Source organism: Mesorhizobium metallidurans STM 2683, assembly GCF_000350085.1.
GTDB lineage: Bacteria > Pseudomonadota > Alphaproteobacteria > Rhizobiales > Rhizobiaceae > Mesorhizobium > Mesorhizobium metallidurans.
In genome coordinates, this window is sequence record NZ_CAUM01000147.1 from 19,171 (window position 1) to 27,744 (window position 8,574).

Below are 8,574 nucleotides of genomic sequence, written 5' to 3' on the forward strand. Positions count from 1 at the left end.
GCCAGGCCACTGTTCACTTGCTATGCGTTGGTATGTGCATATATTGTGCGCATGAGAGGTCGGAGATTTGTCATGGCCCACGCACAGCTCGCACATTCCACCGCGGTCTCAGGTTTTGTCGATAGCCTTCAGGAGCCGCGCACACCTTATATCTCGCCGAAGCGCCTGTCGCAGGCACTGGGCGTGAAGGTCGCCAATTTGGCACAGTTGACCGGGGTTCATCGCAACACGCTGCGCAACCCGTCATCGGAGCGCCTGCAGGGCCGGATGCGCGAGATGGTGAAGGTGATCTCGGCCGCGACGGAACTCACCGGCGACGTCGACAAGGCGATCTACTGGTACCGCAATGAACCAATCGCCGACTATGGCCATCGCACGGCTGCCGAACTCGTCGCAGACGGCCAGGTCGAAGCAGTCCTGGCCTTCATCCGGGATCTTGAGAACGGGGCGCGCGGGTGAAAGTCACCCGAGTCGGGCCGGACGAGATATTCCATCGCTATCTGACGCCCAAATGGGCCTTCCTGCCCACCAGTGGTGCAGGCGCGGCGATCGACGGCGGCCGTTTCAACCGGTCCGGCGTCGAAGCGCTTTATCTTTGCCGTTCGACCCAGACGGCTCTTGACGAATACAAGCAGGGCGCCAGCATCGTCCCGCCGGCAACGCTTGCCGCCTACAAGATCACACTTGCCGAGGTGGCCGACCTTTCGCAGGGATTCGACCCGGACATCTGGGAGGGCGCTTGGCAGGAATGGGATTGTGCCTGGCGCCAGATCGCTCGCATCGACAAGAAAATCCCGCCATCGTGGAAGCTCGCGGACCTGATCATCACGGCCGGGCTTCGCGGCACCATGAGCCAACGCCAGGCACACCGCCCGTTCAAACCCGCCCCCGCCCGGCCGGAGTCTTGTTCCGCTCCCGCGCCCGCCCTCGGTGCGGAAGGCCGGCGTGAAAACCTGTGCCATCAGAAGCGGCACCGGCCTTTGCCAGCGCAGCTTTTGTGCCAGCACAAGATCGGCCAGCCACCAGCTAAGCGGCTCGGCGTCGGGACGCGCGGCATGGACGTGAGAGACAATCGCCGCGGCGGCATGCGGGGCCGGCGTGCCCGATCGCGCCAAGAGGTCATCCATTTCCTCAGGAATGCCGGCAAAGGCGTCGCTCCAGCGCAGACCGAGCCTGTCGACGATGTCGGCGAGCGTATCAGCGTCTAGGCCGGAGGCCTTCGATGCCATACGCCGCCAGGCAAGGAGAATACCGCCGGCGGGGCCGAGTGCGGACGGATCGGTTCCAAGTGCTCGCAGGGTCCAGACGTCGCGCAGCGCAGCCTCGTCCTCTGTGCGACCGGCAAGACGCACCGCGGCGGCAGCACTTTTGAGCGCCAGGCGCTGCCGCCATGTTCCAGCCCATAGGGGATCGGAACGCACCAGCATATCCAGCGCATTCAGCGCCGCCCCCGCCATGAATGCAGCCTCGGCTTCGCCCGCAACCTGTCCACGCGGGATCGCCCAGCCAGCTACGATCAGCGGAGTGGAGGCGACAAGAGGGGATCCAGCAGCACGAATCATGCTCACGACGGTAAATCGCCTGTGCGCTTTTTACCATCCAGATGGCCGTTTTCCGCACAGGCTGTCGAAAGCACAAAACGAATGATAATGTTGCATTATCGTTCTTACTGACAACAAGAATGTCGATTATTTCACCGACTGCCAGGAACTGTCCTGGGCACCATCCCCTCTTCTCCCGACAGTCTCTTTCGCCGAAGCCTCTACCCTTCTGTTTCGGCAAGTAGCTGAAACCTTACTGCTTTCGGCGCGTGCAGCGCGGATCGTCGGATCTTGTGGAATTTCGGCGCAGTTGGTCGGAGGCGGGGGCTGATGGTATCGATGCAGCCAAATGGAGGTCCCGAAAATGGCCCTTTCCGATGCAAAAGACAGCGTCCGCCGCCGTCTTTGGGCCGGGACGGCCCGACGATACCCAGCTCGTCCCTCACCGTAAACTTTGGCCGATGGGTGAAGCTGCAGCCCCAGGATTGTCACGACAGCATGGCTTGCCCGGGAGCCTGCCCCAATCTCCCACTGCCCGGCGAGGAGGTTGGCTGGCCGCGCGTTTTTACCAATTCTGGAGCAACGGTTTCGGGGGAATGAGCAGCGGTTTCCAGTCATCGTGAGCACCTTTTTGCGGCGCCAATCGCTTCGGCCAACAACTCAACCGCGCTACGGATTTTAGCCCAACGCCTACGCAGAGATTTGTCATTTATCCGAGCTGGTTATCCGCTGTCCGCGGTTAGCTCCGACCAGCGATCTTTCGTCGCGGGACTGCGGAGAATGAACCGTGATCGACCGCAATCGCCTTAATGTCAGAATGACTTCACAGCTCAAGGCCATGTTCAATGAGGACCTTGTCCCTCAGAGCGCCTTTAATCTCGCAGGCGATTTCCTTGCGGACCACTGCTCCAACTCCCGCTCGGCATCGCTATCGCCGGTCAGGTTTCGTTCACTAGGCTTTTGGCTCAACCGGCTGTCGAACTCATCCCCAACGGCATCGATGAGCCGGTCCTGCGCCGCAGCATACGCTTGGGGTGCAATGCGGCTAACAAACAGCTCCCAAGGTGTCCAGTCCGTCGCCAAATAGTCGGTGAGCTCCGCCGCCTCCTTGGTCCGCACGGACGTCTCGGCCTGGTCGATATCATCCATGGTGACGTCGGAGACCCCGAAGAAGCGCATACCCGGGGCGATGCGCTGCAGCCCGAGCCGGTCGCGCAGCTTGGCGCACTGCTGCTGACGCCAGAACAGGAGCGGTTACAGTACCTCGGGTGAGGTTGGCCATGAGGTTCTTTAAGAGGCGTCGGGGTGGGCAACGGACATCCGATGATCTGCCTTGTTGGAAGCATGGTGATTTGCAATGCGATCACCCAACATGAACGGATTCTTGATCTCGACCCAGAAGCCGAATATAGGCCCGCCGTTCATACCTTTGATGTCGTTGATTGAGGTCCTCTGTTAGTTGCGCGACAAAGCGCGGGTAGGTCGTTTGCGGTGTATCTTAGGCAGCCCAAACGTCGTGTGGGCCTCCATGCTGGTGGGATGGCTCCTCGTAGAGCGCAATCGTTCCATTTCTCGTCGGGCACCGAAACCAACAAACTGTTATTTGCCATCGACGATATAGGAATGCTCGTTCCCGACATCGAATGTAACGGGTTTGCCGGTCGCGCGATCTTTTGCGAAGGCTAGAACGACGTCGATGACTTCGATGCTGTCATTGTGTACTTTTCTCTGAGGTCAGCCGGAACATGGCCGTCGCGAGACCAGAGCACCCTCGTGGTGCTTACCAGGCAAACTGAGCGGAAAGCAACAGTGCTAGTTTGACCCCTTGCCGTTGGCCAAGCTGGGGACGCCAGCCTGCCAGCGGGCTATTTGGACTTAGTCGTCTCGGGCACTTGGACGCGGGGCTACCGCGCAAAGCTGCCGATCGCGGTGCGGCGCCATCGTCGATGTCGATCGGCTGATCGAGAGGTCTTCATTATGGAGGAATATTGGTTTCGGCCCATAACAATGCTGTGGCGGCGGTGTTCGCCGGCCCTCGATAACGGCTCAAGTTTCCACGCGAAAGGAGGCGGCGAAGGCGGGGGGAGTAATGCATTGCGGAGCCGTACGCCGATAGCTCTCCTGCCGTGATCCACCCGTTCACACGTTGCCGCCAGTTTACGCCGAACGAACTTAGTCAGACCGCTGCCGCTTAAGGCCCTTTCCTTCTAAGTCGGCACGACCACTCGCTGGGAACGGCAAGGAGGATGCGGTTTTGTGGCTCGACACCAATACGCTAGGCACCTCAGAGGCGAGACAGCGCCCATGAAGAGTGATGCAATCTCATATCCCCCACGAGGTCTAACTCGTGAGGAAGCAGCTCGCTACATCGGGGTCGGAACAACGCTTTTTGATGAAATGGTTGCCGATGGGCGCATGCCGAAGCCCAAGCGCATCAACAGCCGCGCTGTTTGGGATCGTGTGGCCCTCGACATAGCTTTCACCTCGTTGCCGGATAAAGGTAGCGGACTTCAAGAACTACTGGAAAGAAGCAAGCGGGACAGAGAAAGAAGAAGATAAATACGCTCGTTGCGTATATGCCGCAGGCGTAGTATGGAGATTGCCTGCGATGGGCATGACATGAACGAGAATGAGAAACTGGCGCAAGAAGTCAAAGCCTGGCGGGGCAAGGAAGGGCTCACTGCTGAAGCCGCGGCCAAGGTGCTGGGAATACCGAAGCGCACCTTTGAAGGCATGGAGCAAGGCAGAGGGTTCCCTTACCCGGTGCTCCTGCGCGTTGCCATGGAAAGCAAGGCCGTTTCGCATGATCCGATTCATGAGAAGGTGCATGGTGGTAGGCAACTCCAGCAGAAGCCTCGAAAGAGCGTTTGATGGCTAAACATCCTGACTACCCTGGGGCTTCTTCCCGCGTCGTCAACGGCAAGGAATACTGGCGCTTTCGTGCAAATCGCCATGCTCGGCAGATCGCCTTGCCCGGACAGCCGGGCGACGAAGCGTTTGAAGCCTGCTACCGACGTGCCGTCGAAGGTTGCATAGGCAAATCGGAAATCATTGACATGCCGGGACGTGTCCTGTCGCGTTCGTTCGGGCACGCAGCACGGCGACTTGAAACCACGATGGAGTGGGCTGACTTCGATCCGGCTACCCAAGCCAAGAACAGCAACTTGATAGAGCGTTTCCTGAATATGCCTGTCGACCCCGAACATGTGCTGACATGGCGCGATGTGCCGGTTGAGTACATGGATGCCGACAGGCTTCGCACGATCATCGAAGGTATCTTTAAGACAAACCGCACCGTCGCCAAACACATGCTGGTAGCCGTCAAAAAGCTCCTCTGGGTGGCTATCGAGGTCGAGAAATGGATAAAGCCGCAGGATGATCCATCGTTGTCGATCCGCGTGCGCATACCAAAATCGACCAAGAACCCGGCTTGGCCAATTGCGATCCGAGAAAAGTATGAAGAGAGACATCCGATCGGTACACCCGCTCGGACCTGCTATGCGCTGGGTTTCTGGCTCGGCAACCGACGAGGGGACATCGCTGACCTTGAATGGGATGATTTGGTGACTGAAGAGATCGAACTGTTCGATGGTTCCTTGGCATTGATCGAGGCGTTTGCCTTCCGACAGAAGAAGAATCGTAACCGCCATGGCGGGAGGGAGATGTTTATTCCCGTGGTGGACAAGCTGGCGGCAGCGCTAGACCCACTTGACCGCTCGAAGGGTGGAACCGTCTTGAAGAACGGCTATGGCAACCCGTTTTCAGAGAAGAGCCTGACAGGCATGATGCAGCATTGGGCCCGGCAGGCTGACATTCCTGACGGCTATACGCTGCATGGCCTGCGCCGCACGTTCGGCACCTACCTCGCCGAATGCAACATCCAGGCACGCGCTATAATGGAAGCGATGGGACATTCTTCCATGACGGTGACGGACGATTACGTGCGCGAGGCTAACAAAAAAAGAATTGCAGTCGACATTGCGATGGCGATCAACCGGCGTGAGGAAAAGCGCGATCAGATGAAGCGGCGGGCGACTTTGCGGGTCGTGCGGTGAGCCAGAACCTCGAAGCGATTTATGAAAGCGGCTTTCGTCGCTTTCTTCCTCACCGTGCGTGCCGTGGGCAAAGCGTGGGCAAAGCGTGGGCAAAGCGTGGGCAAAAGCCGATTTTTCGCAATGAAATCAAAACTTTTGGTGGGCCCGGAGGGACTCGAACCCCCAACCAAGCGGTTATGAGCCGCCGGCTCTAACCATTGAGCTACAGGCCCCACACGTGGCTGGATTAATGTTTTTCCCCGAGCCGCACAAGGCTTTCCGGGTGAGGGTAGCCGAGATCGCCCAAATCAGCCCATATTCGCGCATTAGAGCGACGTGCGTCCACTTGGACGCACAAAGTACGCTCTAACGATTTGAATCTACGCATCGTGCTTTCCGAAAATCGATTCCGATTTTCGGGCCGATGCGGTAGTCGACGAAAGCGACTGGATCGCAGACTGAGGAGTTTTCATGACCAGACATCTTTTGCCCTTGGCGCTCGCTGCCGCGATCGCTTTCCCGGCGGTGGCCGGCGCTGCCGACACGCAACCCCCGCCCCGCATCGTCGTGTCCGGCGAAGGCCAGGCGACGGTGGCGCCCGACCTGGCGTTGCTCACGCTCAGCGTCATGCGCGAGGCCAAGACCGCGCGCGCCGCGCTCGACGCCAACAACAACGCCATGGCCGCCGTGATCGCGGCGATGAAATCGTCCGGCATCAAGGACCGCGACTTGCAGACCGCGGGCATTCAGATCAGCCCACGCTACAACTACACCAACAAGCCGGACGGCAGCCAGGAGGCCGAACTCGTCGCCTACCAGGTCACCAACACGCTGTCGGTGCGCGTGCGCGACGTCGACAAGACAGGCGAGATCCTGGACAAGGCGGTGTCGCTTGGCGTCAATCAGGGTGGCGGCATCAACTTCACCAATGACAACCCTGCAGCCACGGTCACCGAGGCCCGCAAGAAGGCAGTCGCCGACGCCATGGCCAAGGCCAAGACGCTGGCCGAAGCAGCCGGCGTCAGCATCGGCCGGGTGCTGGAAATCACCGACCAGAACGTCCCGCCACCGCCGATGCCGATCAACGCCAAGGCTTTCGACGCAGCCGGTGCATCGGTTCCGGTGCAGGCCGGCGAGAATTCCTACACCGTGCAGGTCACTGTCACGTTCGAGCTGAAGTGATCACCGCCTGAAAGGGCCTGACTGTCATCGTGTAAAAAAAGAACCCGGAGGACTGTCCTCCGGGTTCTTTTTTGAGCCGCACCCTTCCGTCCTGGCGGAAAGGGGCTACACTACTCCAAGCTGATCCTCGCAGAGGATCATGCTCCAGACCGACCTTCGTGGAAGGTGTGTCTCCGAACCGACCTTGGTAGAAGGTCATGTCCCCAGCATGATCTTCGCAGAAGATCATGCTTCCATGCCTCCCGCCCATTGCCGGTCAGCATCGTGCGAAGCTTAGCGGTTAAGGATCGGGCAGCCACGCTCATTGGCGAATACGATCACCACGCGGTCGCCATACTGACGGCCCGCGACCTTGACCGTGCGGCGGTTGATGTCGACGAGGCGGGCGCGGCGCAAGCCCATGCGCTCGGCCTTGTTGACGGCGCGCTCCGGCGAGCAGGCCCGGCGCCAGTCGCGATCGCGGCGGTGCTCGCGGCGGTAGCCGTCATCGTCCCCGTTATAGACGCCGACGCGGGGGTCGTTGTCGTTGCCGAAACCGAGATAGATGCTGTCCGCATGAGCGGGAACCGCGGCAAGCGTGCCGAGGCCGATAAGGGCCGAAAGGGTCGCCGTCTTGATCGTGTTGAACATTGTCTTCTCTCCTTGTTGAGGGCTTCTACCCGTCTTGGTCGAACCGATGAGCGAAGAATGCGCTTGCGTATCTGAACTCTTTACGAACCAGCCGTTCATTTCCGGTTCATGTGGCTATAACAGGGGCAACAACGGGAAAATTACTGGCAGTTTCTTAACTTTTTGCCGGTTCTGAACAATCCGGATGGAAACGCCCGGTCGCGCTGTCGGTTCCGGACCTGGCCGATAGGTCGTCCCTAGGGCTCGTCGTCCAGCATATGCTCGAAATAATCGTCGGGCTCGGCAAGCTCGGTCTCGCTGGCGCTGACCCGGCCACGGATCGAGATGCCGGCCTCGTGCACAGTCTCGGCATCTCCCGACACCAGCCTGTGCCACCAGTAGAGGTCCTGGCCCTCGGCGACCAGCCGGTAGGCGCAGGTTCTGGGCAGCCAGGTGATGGTGCGCACATTCTGGGGCGTCAGCCCGACACAGTCCGGGACGCGCGCCAGCCGGTTGGCATAGTCCGAGCAGCGGCAGGTGTCGGCGTTGAACAACCGGCAGCCGACACTCGTCCAATAGATCTCGCCAGTATCCTCGTCCTCGAGTTTCGACAGGCAGCATTTGCCGCAGCCGTCGCAAAGCGACTCCCACTCGGCCGGGCTCATGGCCTCGAGCGTCTTGGTTTTCCAGAACGGCTTTTCCATTGTTGGGATGTGGCCCCCGCCTGCCTCAAGGTCAAGCGTGGCAACGGCGCGAAATGCGACCTTGCACCATACGAAAAACACGAAGTCGCCTTCAAAATGCCGGTCAACCGCCCTTCACCGTCGTTAATGCCCGCAAGCCGGAACCAATCCGGTTGATGACAGTTTGGGCCGGGATGGGACGCCACAAGGAGATTTCAGATGAAACGCCAACCACGGGTACTGGCAGGCACGGCACTTGGCCTGTTGATGGCATCCGCGCCGTTGGGCGCGTTCCCGCTGCAAGGCAGCGCGCAGCAGACCGCAGCACCGATCATCCTGGCGCAATCGGATTGCGAGGGCGAGGCCTGCGCACAGCAGGCAGAGCCGGAGCAGAAGCCGCGCAAGAAGCGCGACCAGCAACAGCAAACCGAATCGGCCCCTGCTGAACAGGCTGCCCCTGCAATCGACGAGCAGCAGCCGCGCAAGAAGAGGCGCGACCGGCAGCAGCAAACCGAATCGGCTCCT

The 8,574-nt window shown here is 60.0% G+C and carries 8 protein-coding genes, 1 tRNA gene and 3 pseudogenes; 7 read left to right on the forward strand and 5 right to left on the reverse strand.

The annotated features are described in order from the left end of the window. Positions 1-72 precede the first annotated feature (72 nt). Both MESS2_RS25805 and MESS2_RS25810 read left to right on the forward strand, forming a co-directional pair. On the forward strand, positions 73-459 hold the full coding sequence (locus tag MESS2_RS25805; RefSeq protein WP_008877514.1) for a hypothetical protein: 387 nt from the start codon (positions 73-75) through the stop codon (positions 457-459). Continuing rightward, positions 456-785, forward strand: a pseudogene (locus MESS2_RS25810) (RES family NAD+ phosphorylase); the annotation flags it as partial. The gene MESS2_RS25805 and the pseudogene MESS2_RS25810, both read left to right, overlap by 4 nt. Before the next feature lie 111 nt (positions 786-896). Here the strand turns inward: MESS2_RS25810 and MESS2_RS31550 are convergent. Then, a pseudogene (locus MESS2_RS31550) lies at positions 897-1,562 on the reverse strand (DUF1403 family protein); the annotation flags it as partial. A gap of 840 nt (positions 1,563-2,402) precedes the next feature. Next, positions 2,403-2,789: an NEL-type E3 ubiquitin ligase domain-containing protein gene (locus MESS2_RS25815; RefSeq protein WP_341872370.1), complete on the reverse strand. Its 387-nt coding sequence runs from the start codon at positions 2,787-2,789 to the stop codon at positions 2,403-2,405. 1,056 nt (positions 2,790-3,845) lie between these two features. Between MESS2_RS25815 and MESS2_RS31555 the strand changes: the two genes are divergently transcribed. The 3 genes from MESS2_RS31555 to MESS2_RS25825 are packed head-to-tail and all read left to right on the forward strand — an operon-like array spanning position 3,846 to position 5,596. Next, positions 3,846-4,100 (forward strand): helix-turn-helix transcriptional regulator, encoded by a 255-nt coding sequence (locus MESS2_RS31555; protein ID WP_083918693.1) that lies wholly within the window; start codon positions 3,846-3,848, stop codon positions 4,098-4,100. A gap of 60 nt (positions 4,101-4,160) precedes the next feature. After that, positions 4,161-4,412, forward strand: a complete 252-nt coding sequence (locus MESS2_RS25820) for a helix-turn-helix domain-containing protein (protein ID WP_157357849.1) — start codon at positions 4,161-4,163, stop codon at positions 4,410-4,412. Continuing rightward, positions 4,412-5,596 carry a tyrosine-type recombinase/integrase gene (locus MESS2_RS25825; protein WP_008877522.1) on the forward strand — a complete coding sequence of 395 codons (1,185 nt, stop codon included), beginning with the start codon at positions 4,412-4,414 and terminating at the stop codon, positions 5,594-5,596. The genes MESS2_RS25820 and MESS2_RS25825 overlap by 1 nt, the downstream gene beginning before the upstream one ends. A 136-nt stretch (positions 5,597-5,732) precedes the next feature. On the opposite strand, the gene MESS2_RS25830 is transcribed toward MESS2_RS25825, so the two are convergent. Then, positions 5,733-5,808: transfer RNA gene (locus MESS2_RS25830), tRNA-Ile, on the reverse strand. A gap of 238 nt (positions 5,809-6,046) precedes the next feature. On the opposite strand from MESS2_RS25830, the gene MESS2_RS25835 reads away from it, so the two are divergent. Then, positions 6,047-6,757, forward strand: coding sequence for an SIMPL domain-containing protein (locus MESS2_RS25835; protein WP_008877523.1), 711 nt, complete (start codon positions 6,047-6,049; stop codon positions 6,755-6,757). A gap of 273 nt (positions 6,758-7,030) precedes the next feature. Here MESS2_RS25835 and MESS2_RS25840 read toward each other — a convergent pair whose 3' ends face one another. Both MESS2_RS25840 and MESS2_RS25845 read right to left on the reverse strand, forming a co-directional pair. Further along, positions 7,031-7,387 carry a hypothetical protein gene (locus MESS2_RS25840; RefSeq protein WP_008877524.1) on the reverse strand — a complete coding sequence of 119 codons (357 nt, stop codon included), beginning with the start codon at positions 7,385-7,387 and terminating at the stop codon, positions 7,031-7,033. A gap of 236 nt (positions 7,388-7,623) precedes the next feature. Then, positions 7,624-8,070, reverse strand: a complete 447-nt coding sequence (locus MESS2_RS25845) for a YcgN family cysteine cluster protein (protein ID WP_008877525.1) — start codon at positions 8,068-8,070, stop codon at positions 7,624-7,626. 198 nt (positions 8,071-8,268) lie between these two features. Between MESS2_RS25845 and MESS2_RS25850 the strand changes: the two are divergent. Beyond that, positions 8,269-8,574, forward strand: a pseudogene (locus tag MESS2_RS25850) (OmpA family protein); the annotation flags it as partial.